This window comes from Dyadobacter luticola, assembly GCF_005860805.1.
GTDB classification, from domain to species: domain Bacteria; phylum Bacteroidota; class Bacteroidia; order Cytophagales; family Spirosomataceae; genus Dyadobacter; species Dyadobacter luticola.
This window is the reverse complement of record NZ_VCEJ01000008.1, coordinates 363,328-385,534: the sequence shown is the minus strand read 5'-3', so window position 1 is coordinate 385,534 and position 22,207 is coordinate 363,328. Positions and strand designations below refer to the sequence as shown.

Sequence of the window (22,207 nt, the reverse complement as noted above, 5' to 3'; positions counted from 1 at the left end):
TTTTCCCATCGATTTATCTGCGTTTTTAACAAGTTCATACTTCAAATTTTCCGCTTGATTACCTTTTGGTTGATCCTGCCTGTCTGAGCTGACTACTTTTAGGCACAGCAAAACTTAGAATCACCTTAGAAAACTTTAAAACTTTTCAGAGTTTCCTTAGTTTTTATCATTCGAATAATTCAAATTTGCTGCGTGAAAGATCGAATTATAAAAGCAGCATGCGAACTGTTTTGGCGCTACGGGATCAAGAGCGTCACCATGGATGATATTGCCAAGGAACTGGGTATCTCGAAAAGGACCATTTACCAGCATTATGCTGATAAAGAGGCGATACTGGCCCTGGTGATCGAGGAGCAAATCAATTCTCAGAAGTGTGAAATGGAGAAGCTGGACGAGCAGGCAGCCAATCCGATCGAGCAGATGATGTACGCGTCGCAACAAATGCGGGATACGCTTTCTGACATGAGCCCGACGCTTTTATATGACCTTAAAAAGTACTACCCGGCTGCCTGGGAGCTGTTTCAAACCTATAAACATGAATTTATCCTCAAAAGCATCCGCGATAACCTGGTACAAGGCATTGAGCTGGGATTGTACCGCCCTGATATTGATATAGAAGTGCTTTGCGTACTGCGTGTAGAGCAGGTCGTGATGGCATTTGACCCGACACTTTTTCCTTCGAAGAAATTTGAAATGATGCATGTGCAGATGCAGTTTCTGCTCCATTTTCTAAGAGGGGTTTTGTCGGAAAAAGGATTTGAATACTACAACACCATAAAAGATAAAACTGAATTTGAAATCAATACCCATGAAAAATAACCAAACCATTCGCGGCAGCTTGTTTCTGCTTGCGATGCTACTCAGCTTCGCTCCGTTGATGGCGCAGAACGGCGGCTTCACCTTGAAGCAGGCCGTAGACTATGCGATCAAGCACAATTTGAACATTAAAAATGCCCAGCTGGACGCGATTTCGGCGGAAGCCAGAATTGGAGAAATCAGGGCGGCGGGATTGCCGCAACTCACCGGGGCTGTTTCGATCACCAATAACGTGATTATCCCAAGATTTTTTCTTCCAGCTAAAACGTTTGACCCATCTGCCCCTGACGATGCGCCGCCTGCTGCGGTTAAATTCGGGATTCCCTGGCAAGGTTCGGCATCTGCGAATTTGAACCAGCTCATTTTTAACGGTTCTTATTTTATTGGTCTGAAAGCAGCGGCAACTTACCGGGAACTAGCGCAAAAGTCGACTACATCATCCAAAGTTTCCGTGGCCGAGGCAGTCACAAAAGCTTATTACTCAGCACAAGTAGCCGAAGAACGGGCCAAGTTGCTAGACCTGAACATCTCCCGCGTAGATTCGCTGATGCGAGAAACCAAAGCAATGAATGCCAGCGGCTTTGTGGAGTTGCTGGACGTGAACCGGATTGAAGTTCAGATCAATAACCTGCAAACGGAACGCCAGAAGGTGCAAAACCTCATCGAACTGAGTTACGCGCTGCTGAAATTCCAGATGGCGATGGCTGCTGATGAGCCGATTAAACTAACGGATGATATCAATGCAGTGAATATAGATTCACTAAAATCGGCCTTAACTGGCGGCGAACTGAACTACGAAAACCGCATTGAATTTTCTTTGCTGAATACGCAGGAAAAACTGGCTGGCCTCGATCTGCGCAATGTGCGGAGTGGCTATCTGCCAAGCTTGTCGGCTTCCGTCGGATATGGATATAATGCAGGTTATGACCGGTTTTCGCAACTTTTTACCAAGAGTTGGTACAACAACATGGTGATCGCTTTAAACCTTAACATTCCGATTTTCGACGGTTTTACCAAAAGATACCAGATCGAGCAGAAGAAAATTGCGATTGATAAGGTCAAAAACAACCAGACTTTGCTGAAACAATCGATCGATCTGGAAAGTAATCAGGCTTCTATCAACATTAAAAACGCCTTTGCGACGCTGGAAACGCAGAAACGGAATTTTGACCTGGCGCAGGAAGTGGTGCGGGTTTCCAAGATCAAATACAAGGAAGGCGTAGGTTCCAACATTGAGGTGATCAATGCAGAATCATCCTTCAAAGAAGCGCAAACCAACTACTTCACAGCACTTTATGATCTGATGATCGCCAAAGTGGACCTGAGCAGGGCAAGAGGCGAGCTTTACACCGAAACCGGAAACTGACATTAACACAAACAAAATTTGAAACAGCTACTTACTAAGATCATGAAAAAAAATATTTTGCTCATAGCGGTCCTGGCCATTTTACTTGCTTCCTGCAGTGGTGAGAAAAAAGAAGGCGTAGCAGGAAAAAAAGAAGAACTGGCGAAACTGAAAGCGGAGCAGGCCGAAAACGATAAGAAGATCAAAGCGCTTGAAATCGAAATTGCGAAACTTGATCCGAAAAAAGCCGGTGAATCCAAAGTGAAACCGGTGTCGATCGATACGCTGAATGCCGAAACATTCCGTCACTATGTTGATTTACAGGGAACTGTGGATGCGAAAAACAATGTGATGGTGACGCCGAAATCAGGCGGCGTGGTCACTGCCATGAATGTAAAAGAAGGCGATCAGGTGAAAGCCGGCAGTATTATCGGTAAGATCGACAACAGCATTTTAATGGAGTCCATAGAAGAACTGAAAACGCAGCTGAACCTCGCAAACACGCTTTACGAAAAGCAGAAAAGCCTTTGGGACCAGAAAATCGGTACCGAAATCCAGTTTATCCAGGCTAAAAATAACAAGGAATCCCTGGAAAGACGTCTGAGCACATTGAATACACAGTTGGCACAAACCAACATTGTGGCCCCGATGGCCGGTGTGGTGGATATGGTGAATGTGAAAGTAGGGGAAATGGCTTCTCCGGGAGTAGGCGTGGTGCGGATCGTGAACCTGAGTAACTTGAAAGTGATGGCGAAAGTATCTGATACCTATGCCGCCAGCGTGAAAAAAGGTGACGAGGTGATCGTGAAGTTTCCTGATTTGAAAAAGGAATTCAAAGCGCGCGTTTCTTTCGTCAGCACTACCGTAGACCCGCTTTCAAGAACATTCACGATCGAGGCTAACCTGCCTTCCGACCGCGACATTAAGCCAAATATGATGGCTAATGTGCAGATCAACGACGCGACCAGCAAAAACGCCCTGACCATCGACCAAAACTTTGTTCAAAGCACTGAAAAAGGCAATGTGGTGTATGTGGCTGTCACAGAAGGAAACAAGAAAGTAGCCAAAGCGAAAGAAGTAAAAACTGGTTTGAGCTACAACGGAAAAATCGAAATCCTTTCAGGACTTACTGCCGGAGATCATTTGATCACATTGGGTTACCAGGAAGTTTCAGACGGCCAGCCGATCAGTTACTAGTATTCAAGAGTGATGATCTGCTAAAGGTCATTTATTGTCAGGAATTGTCATTTATCGTGCAATTCACTCATTCAGTCATTCACTCATTCAACATTAGCTTTTATGAAATTTGAAGAATATAAAACCTTAGGCTTCACCAACTGGTGCGTAGAGAACCGGACGACGATCTACATCTTTACGTTCATCATCACGTTGGCCGGGTTCATGGTTTACAATAACCTGCCCAAGGAGCAATTTCCGGATATTAAAATCCCGCAGATTTACATTAATACGGTGTATTTCGGGACAGCGCCGGCCGATATTGAAAACACGATCAATAAACCCATCGAAAAGCAGCTGAAATCGCTGAGCGGGGTTAAAAAGATTAAATCCAATGCATTGCAGGACGTTTCTGTGATTTTGGTAGAATTTACGCCTGACGTGGCTGTGGAGGTAGCATTGCAGCGGGTGCGGGACGCGGTGGATAAAGCCAAGACAGACTTACCTACCAACCTCGACTCCGGCCCTACTGCTCAGGATGTTAACTTCTCGGAATTCCCGATCATGAACGTCAACATTGCCGGTAACTACTCGCTGAAACAGCTGAAACAGTATGCCGAAGATTTGCAGGACGGCATTGAAGCATTGCCGGAAATCACCCGCGTCGACATTCTCGGCGCCTTGAACCGCGAGATCCAGATCAATGTGAACCTGGACCGCATGAAGTCGACGGGCTTATCCTTTTTTGATGTTCAAACTGCTTTGGCGAGTGAAAACATCAACGTATCTGGTGGAGAGTTGAATGTGGAGGGCGTGCGCCGGACGTTGCGTGTAAAAGGTGAGTATACCAATGTGGCTGATATGGCGAACATTCGTATCCGTACTTCTACCGGCGCAACAGTGCGCCTGGGAGACGTAGCAGACGTTCGGGATGACTTTGAAGAACAACAAGATTTTGCCCGTCTTGCCAACAAATCGGTAATCACATTGAATGTCATCAAACGTTCGGGCGAAAACCTCGTAGACGCGGCCGATAAGATTGAAAATGTCATCGCCGAATACAAAGAAAACCGCTTCCCGACGGGATTGGACGTGAAAATCACCGCCGACCAATCGATCCAGACTCGCGCCGACCTGCACGATTTGATTAACACGGTTGTACTCGGTTTTATCTTCGTGGTAATGGTGCTCATGTTCTTCATGGGTGTCCGCGATGCGATTTTCGTAGGGTTATCCGTGCCACTTTCGGCGCTGGTAGCATTTGTGATGATGCCGATCATCGGGCCGATGGTGGGGACAGAATTTACCTTGAATACCATCGTACTTTTCGCCTTCCTGCTCGGTATCGGTCTGGTGGTGGATGACGCGATCGTGGTAATCGAAAATACGCACCGCCTTTTCAACATGCACAAGGATTGGACGATCCAGCAGGCTGTGAAAGCGGCGGCGGGCGAGGTATTCCTTCCTGTACTTTCAGGTACATTGACGACGATTGCACCATTTTTCCCGCTGCTTTTCTGGTCGGGTATAGTCGGGGAATTTATGAAGTTCATGCCGCTCACGCTCATCATTACCTTAGGGGCTTCGCTTTTTGTGGCTTATGTGATGAACCCCGTTTTTGCGGTGTCCTTCATGGGTCGCCACGATGACGAAAAAGAAGCGCACGATACCAGCTTCAAAGGTATCCGCAGGCCATTAATTATCCTGGCGGTGGCGGCCGTGATCGGTTATTTCATCGACCGCGGTATCGGCAACTTCGTGGTATTCATCCTCGTACTCTGGATTTTCAATCATTATATTCTGACACCAAGAATCCTGGTTCCATTCCAGGACCGTTTACTTCCTGCATTGAAAAACAACTACCGTAAACTGATCGATTGGCTTTTGAGAGGTTGGAGACCGGTAGTTGCGATTGTGTCAATGCTCGTCTTGCTCGTTGCGACATTCATCATTACAGGTATCGCTTCGCCAAAAGTGTTGTTCTTCCCAAGCGGCGACCCGGATTATGTGTATGTCTATACCAAAATGCCGATCGGTACCGATGCGCAGGTGACGGATTCTGTGACCAGGATCATTGAAAAGCGGGTTTTTGATGTTTTGGAAAAAGAGAAAGCCATGGATATGGTAAACTCGGTGATTGCCAACGTAGGTAAAAACGCCGGTGACCCATATAACCCCGACCGCGCAGCGACGCCACATAAATCCAAGGTAACCGTTGCATTTGTATATGGTACCGAGCGCGGCGGAAGATCGTCGGAGTTGATTTTGCGTAAAATACGGGATGCCGTGAAAGGTATCCCCGGCGCTGAAATCTCGGTAGAGCGCGAAGCCGTAGGTCCTCCGACCGGTAAGCCGATTTCCATCGAGATTTCCGGTGATGATTTTGCAATTCTTCAAAAACTGGAAAAAGATGTTTTGCAAAAAGTGCAGAACTCGGGAATCGAAGGGATCGATCAGCTCCGCTCGGATCTGGTGACCAACAAACCTGAAATCGTCATCGACATTGACCGTGAAAAAGCGCAGCGCGAAGGGATCAGCTCGCAGCAGGTAGCATTGGCAGTTCGGACGGCTTTGTTTGGTCTGGAAGTTTCCAAATTTCGGGACGACAAAGACGAGTACCCGATCATGGTGCGGCTTAACAAAAACGACCGCGAGTCGATTGAAAAAATATTGAGTTTGAATGTGGTATACCGCGATATGGTGATGGGCGGAGCATTGCGCCAGGTACCGATCACGTCTGTGGCCAACATTCATTATTCAACTACATTCAGCCAGATCAACCGCCAGGATCAGTCGCGGATCGTAACATTGGGCTCTGACGTTTTACCTGGTTATAATGCCAACGAAATCGTAGGACAGATCGAAGCGTTGATCGCGGACATGGAAGTTCCAAACGGTTATGTCATAAAAATGGGCGGTGAGCAGGAAGAGCAAAACGAGTCGATGTCGTTCCTTGGAACTGCATTTGGTGCCGCAATTTTGCTGATCTACCTGATTTTGGCGACGCAGTTTAACTCGGTAATCAAACCATTTATCATCTTCTTCACGATCATTCTTTCGCTGATCGGGGTATTGCTCGGTTTTGTGATTTTCCACAAAGATTTCTCGATCATTATGTCGGGTGTGGGTATCATCGCTTTGGCCGGTATTGTGGTGAAAAACGGTATCCTGCTCATAGAGTTCATCGAAGAACTCCGCGGCCGGGGTTACCCGATGCGTGAGGCGATCATCGAAGGTGGCGCGATTCGTCTGACGCCGGTACTTTTGACCGCATCCGCCGCGGTACTTGGACTTGTTCCGCTTGCATTGGGTATCACCGTTGATTTCGTCGGCCTCTTCCGCGATCTTGCACCACATTTAATAGTAGGAGGACCAAGCTCTATTTTCTGGAATATCCTGGCCTGGACAATCATTTTCGGTCTCACGTTCTCAACCATTCTGACATTGATTATGGTACCATGTATGTATTATGTCAACGAAAGAGTCCGCGAAAAATGGTTCCGGAAAAAAGACGAGCCGGCAGAAGTGGTGAATCCGAACTGGCAGAAGGAAAGCATTTAGTAGCCATGATTTAGGCGTATCGGGATTTTTCTGATACGCCTAAAATTTTTTGCCTCAACTGCAAAAGATCATTACATTTGCAACCCCAAAGAATTCGGGATGTAGCGCAGCCCGGTAGCGCACTAGCATGGGGTGCTAGGGGTCGCAAGTTCGAATCTTGTCATCCCGACAAAGCCTGGTCGAAAGACCGGGCTTTTTTGGTTTATGAGTTATAGATTTCGTTTCTATAACTCATTTTTTGCCAGATTAGGAGTTATAGAAATTATTTCGCCTCAACCTTAATCATAACCCCAGCCTGAATCGACGTGCGACGATTGTATGCGTCAATACCACTAAAATTCTCCGCCAATTCTCACTTACCTGTCACAAACGTCTCAAACTTCAAACTCCTCCCTTTTTCCACACTAAATCCCGCATCGCCACCAGCCTTCACCGCTGCCACGCCAGCTGCGTAAGGCAAGGCATCATTGAATTCAAATCCGTAGCAGCCAGCGGAAGTTTCGGATTTTGCGGAGATGACGTATTTCTTTCCTTTGGATACTTTAATGTTGGGTTTGATAAAAGTTCTCTTCGCGGCCCAGCCCAGAGAATCCGCAGCTACATTTGCCGAAAATAAGGGCGAACCTTCGGGAAGTCCGGATTTGTCGGCGGCGTAAACTGCTATTTCTAATCCAGCATCAGGGACACCGTTTCGAAATGTGGTGAATGTGAGCGAGGATAATGTGCCGGATTTTTTGGCGGTGAAAGATTGGGTGCGCTGCGTGCCTTTGGCGATGTCACATTGGGTGGTGAAACCTTCGTTTCCAGCCGTGTTATCAAGGTCTTTTGATTTGGCCTCTGCCTCGGATTTTCCTTTACGGATACGGATGTTTTCGGATGGATTGCAGGGAATCGGCAGGATGGCGCCGGTGGAATCAAATTTTAGCGGTGCCCAGAAATAGTTGGCGAGGGCCTCATTTCTGGCCGCATTGTTCCAGAGATCGCTGCCATAAATGTATACCGTTTCGGAGTTAAATTGAATGGTCGACACAAACGATGGCTGCCCGCCACAGGATTTGTCGCTGATTTTGATTCCCTCGGACCATGGTCCGAGCGGCGATTTGGCGGTGCGGTAAGAAGTGCCTGTACCCGAGCAATAACCGCAATTCGGGTCAGAATAAAGCAGGTAGTAAATGCCGTTTCGCTTCATCATACCCGGCGCTTCGGTTTTCCCGGGCGTGATTGCTTTCACGTGGCGGCCGGTTCCTGAAAGATAATCCGGCGTCAGCTCTTCTACGACGATTGTACCTTTTGTCCGCCAGTCGGTGTAAGCCACGTAAGCCGTACCATCATCGTCCACGAAGGTATCGTGATCCCCATTATTCAGTCCCGCCACTTCGGCATCATTGTTAACCGCCAGTTTTGGATTCTCGACTTCTTTAAAAGGCCCGGTCGGCTCGTTGCTGGTAAACACCCTGAAACCTACGCGGTTATCATACACATTCACCCACAAAACATACTGATTTGTCTTTTTATTAAAAATCACATGCGGCCTGAAACAGCCGTAGGTATTTCCGTTACACCGGCTCTGCCAAACCGGATTTTTAGCATCAAACAAATAACCCCTGTCCGTCCAATGCACCAGGTCCGGTGACGAATAAGTTTTAAATCCACAAAAAGGTGCCGTCTTATTTTGCCAGGCAAACCCGCAATCGTAGCTGGTACCATACAAATAGTAAGTACCATTGAAATACGCGATTTCGCCGTCGTGTGCATCCACGGCATCTCCCGCCACGTCAAACCGCGTCACCTGCTTACCGGCCTCATTAAAGTTAACAATATTGACAACGTCCTGGGCTAGCGTGGCGGCAGTTGGCAGGATCAAGATAATCACTAAAAGAAGGTATTTTTTCAAAGCATTCATCTGCAGGTATTTTTTCTCTTTATCAAAAAATATCACTGCAAATCTAATACGCTACCCTACCTGCTTTACCTATCGGATTTGGCTTGTCTCTTACACATTTTGCTTATGAAAATATTTAATCCTTCTTCCAATTGATTTCCTTGAAAACAATCGACTTGTAACCATTCAATTCATACAAAATACCGATGGTGTCTGAGCTGGTGAGCACGATGTCCGAGTAGGCTGTGTAGTCCTTTTCACCGTTTCCCGACTTATCGATCAAGATCTTCTTCGTCCAGGTCTTGCCGTCGTCGTAGCTGATCTTCACCGTCAGGTTGTCCCTGGATTTAGTATCGGCCGCATTGGAAAAAGCGAGTAAGTAATGTCCTGAGGGCATTTTCCCGATGGTGATAATGCTGCCTTCCGATACCGGATCGGGCAGATTTTCGTCGAAGTAGGTGGTATCCCATTTCATACCGGCGTCGGCGCTGATGGCTACGATGCGGGCCTTTTTATCGCCTTTCTGGTTCCGGGCATTGAACATGAGCCGTCCGCCGGAAATCTCGGTGGCGGTAGATTCGTTGGAGCCGGGGATGGGAATGCTTTCGCTGAGCTTGAATGTCTTGCCATGGTCGTCGGTGTAAAATCCGTGCGCCTGGTAATCGGTATAATCGTCCTTCGGCTCGCCGACGGAATGATTGCCGGGAACGAAAATCCGGCCTTTGTATTTGCCAGAAGCAATTTGCGTGGCGTGGCCCGGACTATTTGCATAACTCCTCCAATCTTCCGGAAAGTTATATGCAGCATTTACTTTGGGTTGCTTCGGCCGGTGTACCTGCGCTGTAATGTTCACAGGCTCCGACCAGGTTACGCCAGCGTCGGTCGAAGTTTTGTACCAGACCTCACGCAAACCGTTTCCTTTCCGTACCTCGGCTTCGTGATTGTTGCCGGTATTGTAAAATAAAAAGAGCCGCCCATTTGGAAAAGCCGGGTCACCCAGGTCAAACACAGGCGCCGGATTACCGGCTTGCAAATTGTTATAAGCCGCTACTGTGCTGATGGCCGACCAGGTTTTACCCGAGTCTTTGCTTCTCTTCATCACAATGTCGATATCTCCAAAATCGCGGCCACCATCAACGCGGCCCTCGGCGAATGCGAGCAGATCACCATTTGGCGCTTTGACAAATGCAGGGATCCGGAAAGATTTGAAACCGTCGCTGCCGGAAATAAATACAGGTACCTGCGCCATCAGGGAGGCGCCGGCGCAAAAAATCAGCAGCATTAAAAATAGTGAGACGGTGCGCTGGGACATATTTATTGGAATAAATGAAAACTAACCGGGTAAAAATACACAATAAAAAAGGACGGCTGGAAGGCCGTCCGTACACAAATTCAAGCTCTATTCGCATTTATAATCCTTTTTTTGAGATAACCCACATCCGGTTATCGGGCCAAAAATCCGTTTTGATACCATTTCGACGGACAATTTTTTGGTTCACTACCTCGTAACCCATCAGCCGCCCGCCCTGGCTTTCCACATCGGCTTTTGCATGGTCGTGCAGCTGGATCCAGATTTCAGGCAGGATCATATCTTCGGAAACAAAGTTGAGCCGACGCCATTTTGGGTCGCTGGAATTGGCAACATACTGCAGAAGCAGATAATGTTTAAAGCTTTCACTGCTGAGAGAAAGGATGGTAGTCTTCTGGTTCTTCATTATGACAAGTAGATTTAGATAATCATAGAAAAATTAAAATAAATTAAGCCCAGAGTTATATACGTTTGCCAGCTAAAAATAGATGCGCAGCGGCGATTTTTTATTGAAATAGTTCTACAAGCATCGCTCATGCGTTTCGTATTCGTTACCGATTCTTCAAAATATTTTATTTTAATGGCATAGGATTTGAGAATTTGCGGTACATGAAAATCTCAATTTCCGATGGTCACGTTAAATTTTGTGAAAGACGACTGGGTGAAGGAGAAGAACGGTTCCAGGCTCATGCAAGTAGATGAGTATCAAATCATCGAAAGCGTTTCCTATGCTAACGGCAATTTATCGCTTCCTACAATGAGGCGCGTGTACAGCGGCAAGGTATGGTGCACCTGGATTAATGAAAACAAAGCAGTAGTAACGCAGCCATTTTGGGAGTACGAACTCGAACCTGCGGTTCCCGAATCTGTGTCTGTGCAGCATTAACCTGCCTCCGTTATTCTATCAGTCTTAAGCTGAAACTCAACCAATAAAAAAGGCCCGGATCATCTCCGGGCCTTTTTTATGTTGCTTATTCTTAACTGTTAAGGTTTTCTGGTGCTATCTGCCAGCGTTTTCACAGCATTTGCATCGTCCGATTCCGTGGTTCCTCTTTTATTTTTCCGGCGATTGGCGCGGTCACTTTTTTTATCAGTAGAAGGCATCATCCTGTCCTGGATCACAGCAGAGTTCTTTTGTGCTTTTATTAATGTATCTTCCGATGGTACCTGTGCTGGTCTGACAGGCGTTTGAGGCGCATTGAACTCCGGCTTTTTGTCTCCCTCAGTGGTCGTTTCAGGCGTCGTAGTCGGTGTTTGCTGGGCTGGAACCGGCGTTGTCTGAGCGTGGGCTGCCGCAGCTACGCCGAGGCAAACCAGCATAATAAGTATTCGTAACGTTTTCATTTTGAGCTAAATTAAGTTGATGACAGCCTGGATATACAGGTAGTTCTTCAACTAATAAAACTATTCCAGCATGATACGTCTTAAAACAAACTACCTATCCACAGAGTGCGTAGTGTATTACCCAAACTGAAAAGGGAAAAATGCTTAGCAGAAATGAATAATTAAAAAAATTTAATATAGAAATATTTCTAGGCGTCAACTGTAAACGCGGCGCATTCTGATCCGCTCTCCGGGCGTCAAAACTAACGGTACCTTCTCCACTTTGACAGCGCTGCTATCGAGGCCAAACCATTTATCTTCCGAAGTAGTGATGCTTTTTATGCCAAAATAAATCTTCATAATCAGCTCTTCCATGAATGGCAGGTTGTTCTCAATCGAGAGATAACGTTCCAGGACGATGAACCGGAAATCGCCTGTAATGTTCTGGCGGTTGAGCGATTCGTACCGGCTTGTAATGTCCACCTCGTTGTTGAGCACCATATCTTCCACCACTTTCCTGAAAAACAGGTTGATGCGCTGCTCGACCCGGAAGCCCAGCCGGAATGTCACTTTCACCACGTCGTCCTCTGCCAGCACATTCACGTGGTAATCCATTGTATACGGCTCATCGGTGGTGTCGACGTGGACAAACCAGTAGATATCGGCACGTTTGGGGCGTTTATAAAAAATGGAATAAATGATCTTGGTCTCAATTTCCGACTCGTGGGAAGCATTTGACATGAAGATCAAATGCGTAGAATACTTGGGAATGCTGATATCATTACTCAGCTCTTTGAGCGGATTAATGTATTTTTCAAGACTCTCAAATTCCGTTAGCCGCAGCTTAATGTAAAATGCTTTAAGCCAAACCGTTATCACAAACCCAATGATCGTCGCAAGCAGCAGGGATACCCAGCCGCCATGCGTGAATTTGAGCAGGTTGGCTGCCAGAAAGGAGCATTCTATCGCGAGATAAATCAACAGAAAAACCGCGACAATGCCTCTGTTAACATTATTTGCATAAAGATATACCGACATTAACAACGTCGTCATGATCATCGTCAGCGTGATAGCAAGGCCATAAGCGGCTTCCATATGCGACGATTCTTTAAAATGCAAAACAATACCAATACAACCGGCCCACAGCAGCCAGTTAACGCTCGGCACATAGAGCTGGCCTTTTTTGTCACTCGGATAAATCAGACGCACTTTCGGCCAGAAATTCAGACGGATGGCTTCGGAAATCAATGTAAATGAGCCGCTGATCAAAGCCTGACTGGCAATGATGGTGGCCATGGTTGCAATCGCGATGCCGGGCAGGAGAAACCAGTCTGGCATGATCGCGTAAAATGGTTTTTGGCCTTTCAGATAACCTCCTGAATGTACAATCAGCCACGCGCCCTGTCCAAAGTAATTGAGGATCAGGCAAGTTTTTACAAAAATCCAGCTGATACGAATGTTGCCACGGCCGCAATGTCCCAAGTCACTATACAATGCTTCGGCGCCCGTGGTACAGAGAAATACTGCACCCAGCATCCAGAAACCGCCCGGATGATGCGCGAGCAGTTGATAGCCATAGTAGGGGCTGATGGATTTTAGGATCTCGGGATGCCCTATCACCTGTGAAAGGCCAAGCAGCGCCAACATCAAAAACCAGATCATCATTACCGGCCCGAATGCACGGCCGACGATGGTAGTACCGAAAATCTGGATGATAAAAAGTAATGTAAGAATGCCGATCACGATCGGTATCGTCTGAATTTGCGGGTAAAGGATCCGCAAACCTTCGATGGCGGACGACACCGAAATGGGTGGGGTAATGATCCCATCGGCTAATAAGGTACTTGCGCCGATAATCGCCGGAACTGTGAGCCAGGTGGCCCTTTTTCGCACGAGCGCGTACAATGCTAGAATTCCTCCTTCCCCTTTGTTATCAGCCCGCAGGATGAGGATCACGTATTTGACGGTCGTCTGTAAGGTTAATGTCCAGAAAATACAGGAAACCGCACCATAAACAACTTCGTCGGAAATTTCGCCGGTACCAATGATGGCTTGCATTACATACAGCGGGGAGGTGCCGATATCCCCAAAAATAATTCCCAAAGCAACCAGCAAACCTGCCGCGGAAGCCTTGTCGTGATGTTGATGCGAACCCATTTTCAGTAATTAAGAGCGAAATTTAATGTATATCCGGGTCTCAGAAGGTATAAAACTCATAATTGATTTTCCACCTGATCTCCTGCCCGGGTTGCGCCGAAAGCCTTACATAAGGTTCGGGGCAGGAAGTGGTGGGACAAGCCCAGTAAACGATTTTTTCCAGCGGACGATCGCTTGTGATCCGCACGCCAGCTTTTGTTTTCGTATTTTCAATGCGAATGTCATAGTCTTTTGAGGTTGTTCCAAACCCTTGCAGGCCGCTGCTGAAAACCTGATCGCCTTTAACAACTTCTCGGGTGTAGCTCAGCGTTTTATCTTTTGCATTAATAATGTCGCCAAAACCTTTTCCCTCACCTTTTACATCAAAAGGAAAAACAATCCGGATGTTTTCATTCGACGGCTCTTTGTCGATCATGAAAAAATTGTGGTTGTAAGTGCTGGTTTCGATCGCCTTAGTGCCTGTATTTTTCAAGCTATGTTCCAAAACCAGTTCCGGTTTTCCCTTTACCAGCTTCAATGTTTTTTTATAAACATATCCGTAACCCAAATCGTCCGTCAGTTCATGGGTATATTCTACCTGGTCTTTGCCAGGTTTGACAGTCCACTTACCATTGTTTTTAAGCGGGTAAACGGTCGCGAAAGAGTATTTTTTGTCATCGGTTTTTCCCAAAACACCGACGCCGATTTTTACAAACTTATCCCCCACTTTGGCTTCGTCAAATCCCAGCGGCGTAAATTCCTCTACAGGTCCCATGATAGCGTCGTGCAGCATGGGATCATACGGCGCCTGGTTCCACTGTCCAAAGTAAGTATGTCCTTTGTATTCGAGGCTGGGCACAACACCCGACCAGTCGAAGCGTGTTCCACGATAATAGGCTTTTTCAGCATCCGGCAGGTACAATTTTGCCTTAATAATGCCATTTCCGATTTCAGTTTCAGGAAATTCCGCAGCTTTAAATGCAGCAATCCCGATAAGAATGCTGGCAAAAAGTAACAGGGATATTTTTTTCATTACCATTAGGTTTAAGATTAAAATAGCGGACTGCAACAATCAGGCCGCGTTTCAAATAAAAACAGTAAGATAAAAATGCGGTATCACATTTTCACCTTACTGTCGGTCTCTTCATTTAAAATAAATATTAAGATATTCCTTTGAAAGCGTCGTCATTGATAAACGGCTGATTACGCAGACGTTGTTTGGTGGCTTTGTAAAATGCATTTGCCAGGGCTGCTCCGGCGGGAGGCAGCGCTGGTTCGCCCAAACCCGTTGGGGAAATGCCGTTATCAATAAAATGTACTTCCACTTGCGGAATTTCATTCATGCGGATCAGCCGGAAACCGTTGAAATTACTTTGCTCCGGCGCACCTTCCTTGAACGTGAGCGCCCCGTACATCGCGTGCCCGATACCATCCACAACCCCGCCGCGCACCTGCTGCAAAGAGCCGCTTTTGTTGATTACAATGCCGCAATCCACCGCTGCAATCACATTTTTAAGTACCGGTTTGCCTTTTTCCATCACCATTTCACCCACTTGGGCCACATACGACCGGTGTGAAAAATAGACGCTGAATCCTTGGTGAACGCCTTTTTTCTTGCCCCAGTTACTTTTCTCAGCGGCCGTTTTAATGACAGCAATCATCCGGTCCACGTCATACTTTACTTCGCCTGCGGGCGATTTTTTTGCTTTTTCCAAAAGCGCCAGCCTGAATTCGACCGGATCTTTACCAGCTGCTTCCGCCACTTCATCCAGGAATGATTGCTCAGCGTAGGCTAAAAAGTTGGTGATCGGTGCTCGCCAGGGGCCGGTTGTAATCGGCGATTTGTGCTCCACAGAGTCGATCAGCAGGTTATCCACAGAGCCCGATGGAAAATTATCTTCCCGCGTCGGGTTACCGGAATTCATGCCGACACCTCTCAGCTTGTAGCCGATCAATTCTCCTTTTTGGTCTAATGCAGCTTCAAACCGGTATCTCACTGCCGGGCGATAGGTGCCTCCGGTCATGTCGTCTTCCCGCGTCCAGATCAATTTCACTGGCGCTTTCACCAGCTTCGAAACATTAGCAGCTTCAATTACATAATCTGCTGCCAGCCTACGACCAAAACCTCCGCCTTGTCTGGTGATTTCAACTGTAATTTTTTCGGGCGCTATGCCAGTGAGTTTGGCTACTTCCGTGCGGGCGCGGTCGGGAGTCTGGGTCGGGCCTACCAGTTCCACGCCATCTTCGCGCACATGGGCGAAGAAATTCATCGGTTCCAGCGGGCTGTGCGGCAAAAATGGACATTGATATTCCGCCTTGATCACCTTCGCCGCATTTTTGAATGCGGCTTCTACATCTCCATTTTTCCGCCGGACTGTCGCCTGGCCGCTATCCATCAGCTGGGAAAAAATGCGGTTATGATCGTCAGAACTTTCGAGATCTGCCGCTTTTTCGTACTCTATTTTTAATGCGTCCTTGGCCTTTTTTACTTGCCAGGTAGATTTTCCTACCACGGCCACATTGTTATCAAATGTTACTACATCCACAATGCCGGGCATTGCTTTGGCCGCCGCGCTATCGACGGATTTTAGTTTTAGGCCAAATGCTTTGGGTCGCTGGATCATGCCAAAAAGCATTCCCTCGCGATAGAAATCCAGACCGAAAAGTGGCTTTCCGGTAGCAATGTTGTGGTTATCCACATTCCGCACTGCCTGACCAATCAGCTTGAAGCTTTTCTCGTCTTTTAGTTTTATTTCGGTCGGAGCGGTGAGCTTTGAAGCCGCTTCCGCCAGCTCGCCGTACGAAGTGGATTTGCCCGAAGCTTTGTGTAGCACCTTATTATTCTCGGTCGAACATTCGCTGGCCGGCACTTTCCATTTTGCAGCCGCAGCTTCGATCAGAAGATGACGAGCCGTAGCACCAGCTTTACGCAGCCTTTCCCAGGAATGCGGTACTGCGCCGCTGCCGCCGGTAACCTGCCTTTCAAATATGGTGGTATCCAGGTTACCCTGTACTGTTTTTACCTTTTTCCAATCGGCATCCAGTTCCTCTGCTACCACCATCGGAAACGCGGTTTTAATACCTTGCCCGATCTCGGGATTGGGAGAAACAATGGTGATCGTATTGTCCGTCCCGATTGACAGGTACGCATTAAAATGTATGGCTCCTGCTGCAATTTCTTTAGCGCTTACCACAACCGGCAATGCATTCGAATTGGTCCAGTTGAAGCCCAAAAACAGTCCGCCACCTGCCGCTGCCGCAATTTTCATGAAATCACGCCTCGATGTTTGATCTAATGTTGCCATGATTAATTGGTTTTAGAGGCTGCTGATTTTACGGCTTCGTGTATGCGGTGGTAAGTCCCGCAGCGGCAAATATTTCCGCTCATCGTCGAAACAATTTCTTCATCGGTTGGCTTCGGTTTTTCTTTCAGGAAAGCGGCCGCGGTCATAATCTGGCCAGCCTGGCAGTACCCGCATTGCGGCACGTCGATTTCGTCCCAGGCTTTCTGCACCGGGTGATCGCCTTTTTCAGACAATCCTTCAATGGTTGTAACTTTTGATTTTCCAACAGATGAAACCGGAAGAACACAGGATCTCACTGCTTTCCCATCCAAATGAACTGTGCAGGCCCCGCACTGCGCGATGCCGCAGCCATATTTCGTACCTACCAACCCGAGATTGTCGCGCAGCACCCACAGAAGCGGGGTATCTCCCTCGACGTCTGCATTGTATGCGCGGTTGTTTACAGAAAGTTTGAAAATTGCCATGGTGAATAATTGAGTTTTTCGTTGCAGTAGCTGTAACGGAAGTTACAAAAAATTGCGGAACGTGCTGGTACTAAGCCTCTCCGCCTGGTCCGCCGAAGCTGATCGGGAAATTAAAATTCGGTTCGTTGTCCTGTGAGCTCTGGATGGGACCGTACTGGTCTTCGTATTTGTTAATGTTATCTTTCAAAGCCGCGATCAGGCGTTTGGCGTGCTCGGGGGTAACAATGATGCGTGCCTTCACTTTCGCGCGGGGAACCCCGGGCATCAGTCGTATAAAATCAAGGATAAATTCGCTATTCGAGTGGGCGATCATGGCCAGGTTGGAATAAACCCCTTCCGCCATTTCTTCTGATAGTTCTACATTAATCTGTTGTTCGTTTTCTTTTTCCTCTTTCATGAGTTGGTTGTTGGAGACTAAAAGGAGCTCGTAAGTGACATTTTTGGCTTGGTAAATTACTAAAAATAAACAGCACCAAAAAGCAAAGAGCCGGCCTGCGTTTGCAGAACCGGCTCTTTTATAGAGAGATCGAATACTATACCAACTCTTTTTTCTTGCGAGACTGTTTGTCGCGCGATTCGGTCAGTGCATCGAATTCTTCTTTTGAACCTACGATCAGATTTTCGTATTGACGCATTCCTGTACCGGCCGGGATCAAGTGACCAACGATCACGTTTTCCTTCAAACCTTTTAGCTCATCGCGTTTTCCACGAACAGCTGCTTCACTCAATACTTTGGTTGTTTCCTGGAACGAAGCCGCAGAAACAAAACTTTCAGTACCCAAAGAAGCTTGTGTGATACCCATCAATGTTGGTTTTGCCACCGCCGCCTGCGCGTCACGGGCTACTACCAGTTTCAGGTCACGGCGTTTCAAGCTTGAATTTTCATCACGCAGACGACGTACAGAAACGATCATACCTGGTTTCAATGTCTCAGAGCTACCAGCATCTTCAACCACTTTCAAATCCAGGATCTTATCGTTTTCTTCACGGAACACAACACGGTCAACCGGCTGCATTTCGAGGAAGTTGGTGTCACCTGCATCCAGGATCTCCACTTTCTGCATCATCTGGCGTACGATACATTCAATGTGCTTATCATTGATCTTCACACCTTGCAGACGGTATACCTCCTGAATTTCATTCACCAGATATTCCTGCACTGCGGTTGGTCCTTTGATAGACAAGATATCCGCCGGCGTGATCGCTCCATCTGAAAGCGGATCACCCGCTCTTACGAAGTCACCATCCTGAACCAGAATGTGTTTCGAAAGCGCTACCATGTAACGACGCTGTGTACCGTCTCTTGATTCGATATGAATCTCGCGGTTACCACGTTTCACGCCACCGTATGATACAACACCATCAATTTCAGATACTGTTGCAGGGTTCGATGGGTTACGTGCCTCGAACAATTCCGTTACACGTGGAAGACCTCCGGTGATATCGCGGGTTTTACCAACCACACGAGGAATTTTCGCCAAAGGTTGACCAGCTTTAATCGCTACGCCATTTTTCACAACCAAACGTGCGCCTACCGGAAGGTTATAACCTTTTTCAGTCTGATCTTTCAACAAGGTTGACTTACCTTTTACCACGATAGCCGGGTTTTTGGTTTTGTCACGTGTTTCAATGATCACTGATTCTTGGAAGCCGGTTTGTTCGTCAAATTCTTCACGGTAAGTGATACCTTCTTCAATTGCATCGAAACTTACAGCTCCGGTGAATTCCGAAAGAATTACTGCGTGATATGGATCCCAGGTACACAATTCCTGTCCTTTGAAGACTTTGTCGCCATCTTTTACCAGAAGGTTAGCTCCGTAGGGTACGTTGTTCGAGATCAGCAGCTGTTTCGTTTCAGGATGAACGATTTTCACCTCACCTGAACGGCCCATAACTACTGTAATGTCATCTCCTTCTGAGTTAACAGATTGTACCAGACGCAGATCTTCAAATTCAATGATACCATCAAATTTCGCTTTAATGTTTGCTTCAACAGAAATGTTGGAAGCAGTACCACCCACGTGGAATGTACGAAGTGTCAGCTGCGTACCAGGTTCACCGATTGACTGCGAGGCAATTACACCCACAGCTTCACCAATGTTCACCATGTGCGCAGAAGCCAGCGAACGTCCGTAGCATTTCGCGCAAACACCATTACGGGTTTCGCAAGTCAGTACCGAACGGATTTCAACTGTTTCAATGCTGGTTTCGTCAATGTAAGCGGCGATTTCCTCTGTAATTTCCTGACCTGAGGTAAGGATCAATTCATTAGAAAGCGGATCGAATACATCGTGAACGCTCACACGTCCCAGGATACGCTCAGAAAGTGGCTCAACGATATCTTCGTTGTCTTTCAATGCTGAGATAGCAATACCGCGAAGTGATCCGCAGTCTTCCTCAACAACTACCACATCCTGCGCCACGTCATGTAAACGACGGGTCAGGTAACCAGCATCCGCAGTTTTCAAAGCGGTATCGGCCAAACCTTTACGCGCACCGTGGGTTGAGATAAAGTATTCGAGAACGTCGAGACCTTCTTTAAAGTTAGAAAGAATCGGGTTTTCGATGATTTCACCCGCACCACCCGCAATGTTCTTCTGTGGTTTTGCCATCAAACCCCTCATACCACCCAGCTGACGGATCTGCTCGCGCGAACCACGTGCACCTGAGTGCATCATCATATAAATAGAGTTGAATCCGCCTTTGTCTGTTTCCAGCTGCTTCATCAATGTCTCTGTAATGCGTGAGTTAACACGTGTCCAGATGTCAATTACCTGGTTGTAACGTTCGTTTTCGGTGATCAAACCCATCAGGTAGTTATTCCAGACGTTTTCCACATCTATCTTAGCCTGCTCGATCAGTTTTTCTTTTTCACCCGGAACCATTACATCGTCCAATCCCATCGACAAACCGCCTTTGAAGGCCATTTGGAAACCAAGTTCTTTGATTTCATCCAGGAATTGAGCGGTACGTGCCACACCAGCTTGTTTGAATACCAAACCGATGATTTGCTGCAATTTTTTCTTCGTCAGCAACTCATTGATGTATCCAACTTCTTCAGGAACAGCCTGGTTGAAAAGGATACGTCCGGCTACGGTTTCAGTCAATTTGGTTTCAAATGTTCCGTCATCGTTACGAACTCTCAGACGGCATTTGATATTTGCGTGTTTCGAAAGCTTGCCTTCGTTGATCGCAATCACCACTTCATCCGGACCGTAGAAGATCTTGCCTTCTCCGATGATCGGATATTCAGGCGTACTTACACGTCCTTTTGTTACATAATACAGACCCAAAACCATGTCTTGTGAAGGTACCGTGATCGGCGCTCCGTTGGCAGGGTTCAGAATGTTATGTGACGAAAGCATTAGCATAGATGCTTCCAAAACAGCTTCCTGACCCAGTGGTACGTGTACCGCCATCTGGTCACCGTCAAAGTCAGCGTTGAATGCTGTACACACAAGTGGGTGCAACTGGATCGCTTTTCCTTCGATCAGCTTAGGCTGGAAAGCCTGGATACCCAGACGGTGCAATGTTGGAGCACGGTTGAGCAACACTGGGTGCCCTTTCAACACGTTTTCCAAAATATCCCAGATCACAGGATCTTTACGATCTACGATCTTCTTCGCTGATTTTACGGTTTTAACAATGCCGCGCTCGATCAACTTGCGGATAATGAACGGCTTGAAAAGCTCAGCCGCCATATCCTTTGGCAAACCGCACTCGTGCAATTTCAATTCAGGACCTACGACGATTACCGAACGACCTGAATAATCGACACGCTTACCAAGCAAGTTTTGACGGAAACGTCCTTGCTTACCTTTCAGCATGTCAGAAAGTGATTTCAATGCACGGTTACCTTCTGAACGTACCGCATTCACTTTACGGCTGTTATCGAAAAGCGAATCTACCGCTTCCTGCAACATCCTTTTTTCGTTACGCAAGATTACCTCAGGCGCTTTGATCTCGATCAAACGTTTCAAACGGTTGTTTCGGATGATCACGCGACGATACAAGTCATTCAAATCGGAAGTCGCAAAACGACCACCGTCCAGAGGTACAAGCGGACGCAATTCTGGTGGAATTACCGGTACCATTTTGATCACCATCCACTCAGGGCGGTTTTCGATACGGGTATTTGCATCGCGGAAAGCTTCCACAACTTTCAGACGCTTCAAAGCTTCCGCTTTACGTTGCTGAGAAGTATCGGTTGCAGCCTGGTGACGAAGTTCATAAGAAAGTTCGTCCAATTTGATCCGGTTCAACAGCATTTCAAGTGCATCGGCACCCATTTTCGCAATGAACTTCTGAGGATCTGTATCAGGCAACAACTGGTTTTCGCGAGGCAATTTGTCGATGATATCCAGGTACTCGTCTTCGGTAAGGAAGTCAAGATATCCAACACCGTCTTCCTCTTTGATACCAGGCTGAACTACGGCATACCGCTCGTAGTAAATGATCTGATCCAGTTTTTTGGTAGACAATCCGAGCAGGTAACCGATTTTATTCGGCAAGCTGCGGAAGTACCAGATGTGTGCCACAGGAACAACGAGTTCAATGTGTCCCATGCGCTCGCGACGTACCTTTTTCTCAGTCACCTCCACACCGCAACGGTCGCAGATAATGCCTTTGTAACGGATACGTTTGTATTTTCCACAATGACATTCCCAGTCCTTCACAGGCCCGAAAATACGTTCGCAGAACAAACCACCCATTTCCGGCTTGTACGTCCGGTAGTTGATGGTTTCAGGCTGGGTTACTTCACCGAATGAACTCTCAAGAATTGATTCAGGTGACGCCAGACTGATTGTCATTCTGGAAAAATCACTATTTAGTTTTTTGTTCTTTTTGAAAGACATAATTAAAAAGTCGTTTGTCTAAAAGTCGAAATTC

At 47.0% G+C, this 22,207-nt stretch carries 15 protein-coding genes and 1 tRNA gene; 6 read left to right on the top strand and 10 right to left on the bottom strand.

The features are described 5' to 3' along the window. Nucleotides 1-192 precede the first annotated feature (192 nt). The 5 genes from FEN17_RS25525 to FEN17_RS25505 all read left to right on the top strand — a co-directional run bounded on the left by FEN17_RS25525 (nucleotide 193) and on the right by FEN17_RS25505 (nucleotide 7,067). Entirely contained in the window at nucleotides 193-819 is a 627-nt protein-coding gene (locus FEN17_RS25525; protein ID WP_138368235.1) for a TetR/AcrR family transcriptional regulator, read from the top strand. Next, on the top strand, nucleotides 809-2,182 hold the full coding sequence (locus FEN17_RS25520; protein WP_138368234.1) for a TolC family protein: 1,374 nt from the start codon (nucleotides 809-811) through the stop codon (nucleotides 2,180-2,182). The genes FEN17_RS25525 and FEN17_RS25520 overlap by 11 nt, the downstream gene beginning before the upstream one ends. 42 nt (nucleotides 2,183-2,224) lie before the next feature. Then, a complete protein-coding gene (locus tag FEN17_RS25515) occupies nucleotides 2,225-3,358 on the top strand; it encodes an efflux RND transporter periplasmic adaptor subunit (protein WP_138368233.1) in 1,134 nt (377 codons plus the stop codon). Between the two features lie 102 nt (nucleotides 3,359-3,460). Continuing rightward, entirely contained in the window at nucleotides 3,461-6,898 is a 3,438-nt protein-coding gene (locus tag FEN17_RS25510) for an efflux RND transporter permease subunit (protein ID WP_138368232.1), read from the top strand. A gap of 95 nt (nucleotides 6,899-6,993) precedes the next feature. Continuing rightward, a tRNA-Pro gene (locus FEN17_RS25505) sits at nucleotides 6,994-7,067 on the top strand. A 183-nt stretch (nucleotides 7,068-7,250) separates the two neighbouring features. On the opposite strand, the gene FEN17_RS25500 is transcribed toward FEN17_RS25505, so the two are convergent. The 3 genes from FEN17_RS25500 to FEN17_RS25490 all read right to left on the bottom strand — a co-directional run bounded on the left by FEN17_RS25500 (nucleotide 7,251) and on the right by FEN17_RS25490 (nucleotide 10,495). Continuing rightward, complete coding sequence (locus FEN17_RS25500) at nucleotides 7,251-8,801, bottom strand: family 43 glycosylhydrolase (protein WP_138368231.1); 1,551 nt, start codon at nucleotides 8,799-8,801, stop codon at nucleotides 7,251-7,253. A gap of 115 nt (nucleotides 8,802-8,916) precedes the next feature. Further along, a complete protein-coding gene (locus FEN17_RS25495; protein WP_229208993.1) occupies nucleotides 8,917-10,092 on the bottom strand; it encodes a sialidase family protein in 1,176 nt (391 codons plus the stop codon). Nucleotides 10,093-10,189: 97 nt separating this feature from the next. Then, complete coding sequence (locus FEN17_RS25490; RefSeq protein ID WP_138368230.1) at nucleotides 10,190-10,495, bottom strand: hypothetical protein; 306 nt, start codon at nucleotides 10,493-10,495, stop codon at nucleotides 10,190-10,192. Nucleotides 10,496-10,717: 222 nt separating this feature from the next. Here FEN17_RS25490 and FEN17_RS25485 point away from each other — a divergent pair, with 222 nt between their 5' ends. Further along, complete coding sequence (locus FEN17_RS25485) at nucleotides 10,718-10,975, top strand: hypothetical protein (protein WP_138368229.1); 258 nt, start codon at nucleotides 10,718-10,720, stop codon at nucleotides 10,973-10,975. A 98-nt stretch (nucleotides 10,976-11,073) separates the two neighbouring features. On the opposite strand, the gene FEN17_RS25480 is transcribed toward FEN17_RS25485, so the two are convergent. The 7 genes from FEN17_RS25480 to rpoC form a co-directional block, all read right to left on the bottom strand. Further along, the gene (locus FEN17_RS25480) at nucleotides 11,074-11,433 is read right to left on the bottom strand and encodes a hypothetical protein (protein ID WP_138368228.1); all 360 of its coding nucleotides are present in this window, start codon (nucleotides 11,431-11,433) and stop codon (nucleotides 11,074-11,076) included. A 195-nt stretch (nucleotides 11,434-11,628) separates the two neighbouring features. Further along, the gene (locus tag FEN17_RS25475) at nucleotides 11,629-13,569 is read right to left on the bottom strand and encodes a KUP/HAK/KT family potassium transporter (RefSeq protein WP_138368227.1); all 1,941 of its coding nucleotides are present in this window, start codon (nucleotides 13,567-13,569) and stop codon (nucleotides 11,629-11,631) included. A 40-nt stretch (nucleotides 13,570-13,609) separates the two neighbouring features. Further along, the gene (locus tag FEN17_RS25470; protein ID WP_138368226.1) at nucleotides 13,610-14,581 is read right to left on the bottom strand and encodes a hypothetical protein; all 972 of its coding nucleotides are present in this window, start codon (nucleotides 14,579-14,581) and stop codon (nucleotides 13,610-13,612) included. 127 nt (nucleotides 14,582-14,708) lie between these two features. Then, nucleotides 14,709-16,853, bottom strand: coding sequence for a xanthine dehydrogenase family protein molybdopterin-binding subunit (locus tag FEN17_RS25465; RefSeq protein WP_138368225.1), 2,145 nt, complete (start codon nucleotides 16,851-16,853; stop codon nucleotides 14,709-14,711). A 2-nt stretch (nucleotides 16,854-16,855) separates the two neighbouring features. Next, nucleotides 16,856-17,317, bottom strand: coding sequence for a (2Fe-2S)-binding protein (locus FEN17_RS25460; protein ID WP_138368224.1), 462 nt, complete (start codon nucleotides 17,315-17,317; stop codon nucleotides 16,856-16,858). Nucleotides 17,318-17,387: 70 nt separating this feature from the next. Further along, the gene (locus FEN17_RS25455) at nucleotides 17,388-17,714 is read right to left on the bottom strand and encodes a DUF3467 domain-containing protein (protein ID WP_138368223.1); all 327 of its coding nucleotides are present in this window, start codon (nucleotides 17,712-17,714) and stop codon (nucleotides 17,388-17,390) included. A gap of 136 nt (nucleotides 17,715-17,850) precedes the next feature. Next, nucleotides 17,851-22,173, bottom strand: coding sequence for a DNA-directed RNA polymerase subunit beta' (gene rpoC, locus FEN17_RS25450; protein ID WP_138368222.1), 4,323 nt, complete (start codon nucleotides 22,171-22,173; stop codon nucleotides 17,851-17,853). Nucleotides 22,174-22,207 lie beyond the last annotated feature (34 nt).

What these genes read in the sequence shown, in the direction of transcription:
- FEN17_RS25520 (WP_138368234.1), top strand. Translation starts at nt 809, where the DNA reads ATGAAAAATAACCAAACCATTCGCGGCAGCTTGTTTCTGCTTGCGATG.
- FEN17_RS25515 (WP_138368233.1), top strand. Translation starts at nt 2,225, where the DNA reads ATGAAAAAAAATATTTTGCTCATAGCGGTCCTGGCCATTTTACTTGCT.
- FEN17_RS25510 (WP_138368232.1), top strand. Translation starts at nt 3,461, where the DNA reads ATGAAATTTGAAGAATATAAAACCTTAGGCTTCACCAACTGGTGCGTA.
- FEN17_RS25500 (WP_138368231.1), bottom strand. Translation starts at nt 8,801, where the DNA reads ATGAATGCTTTGAAAAAATACCTTCTTTTAGTGATTATCTTGATCCTG.
- FEN17_RS25495 (WP_229208993.1), bottom strand. Translation starts at nt 10,092, where the DNA reads ATGTCCCAGCGCACCGTCTCACTATTTTTAATGCTGCTGATTTTTTGC.
- FEN17_RS25490 (WP_138368230.1), bottom strand. Translation starts at nt 10,495, where the DNA reads ATGAAGAACCAGAAGACTACCATCCTTTCTCTCAGCAGTGAAAGCTTT.
- FEN17_RS25485 (WP_138368229.1), top strand. Translation starts at nt 10,718, where the DNA reads ATGGTCACGTTAAATTTTGTGAAAGACGACTGGGTGAAGGAGAAGAAC.
- FEN17_RS25480 (WP_138368228.1), bottom strand. Translation starts at nt 11,433, where the DNA reads ATGAAAACGTTACGAATACTTATTATGCTGGTTTGCCTCGGCGTAGCT.
- FEN17_RS25475 (WP_138368227.1), bottom strand. Translation starts at nt 13,569, where the DNA reads ATGGGTTCGCATCAACATCACGACAAGGCTTCCGCGGCAGGTTTGCTG.
- FEN17_RS25470 (WP_138368226.1), bottom strand. Translation starts at nt 14,581, where the DNA reads ATGAAAAAAATATCCCTGTTACTTTTTGCCAGCATTCTTATCGGGATT.
- FEN17_RS25465 (WP_138368225.1), bottom strand. Translation starts at nt 16,853, where the DNA reads ATGGCAACATTAGATCAAACATCGAGGCGTGATTTCATGAAAATTGCG.
- FEN17_RS25460 (WP_138368224.1), bottom strand. Translation starts at nt 17,317, where the DNA reads ATGGCAATTTTCAAACTTTCTGTAAACAACCGCGCATACAATGCAGAC.
- FEN17_RS25455 (WP_138368223.1), bottom strand. Translation starts at nt 17,714, where the DNA reads ATGAAAGAGGAAAAAGAAAACGAACAACAGATTAATGTAGAACTATCA.
- rpoC (WP_138368222.1), bottom strand. Translation starts at nt 22,173, where the DNA reads ATGTCTTTCAAAAAGAACAAAAAACTAAATAGTGATTTTTCCAGAATG.